Source organism: Lacinutrix cladophorae, from assembly GCF_053604645.1.
This window is the reverse complement of the sequence record NZ_JBSHNR010000118.1, coordinates 1-204: the sequence shown is the minus strand read 5'-3', so window position 1 is coordinate 204 and position 204 is coordinate 1. Positions and strand designations below refer to the sequence as shown.

The following is a 204-nucleotide window of genomic DNA, read 5'->3' as shown; positions in this document are numbered from 1 at the left end:
AATATTAGCAGCATTCCAATCATTAGCAATGGTTTCATTATCTGTACCATTACATTCTATAGTTTCATCTACAACCGTACAAGCTGTAAGATCAGGACCGATAGAATCTTCAAGAGTAAGTGTCGCAGTCAGTGTAGTTTCGTTATCACAATCATCCGATACCGTATAGATTACAGTAATAGTACCACCAGCACCACAAGTGGA

Annotated in this window: 1 protein-coding gene; it reads right to left on the bottom strand. The window is 38.2% G+C overall.

Annotated elements, in window-relative coordinates:
- The coding region (locus tag ACVC3Y_RS10250; RefSeq protein WP_452226818.1) for a hypothetical protein at positions 1 to 204 on the bottom strand (204 nt) is incomplete at both ends.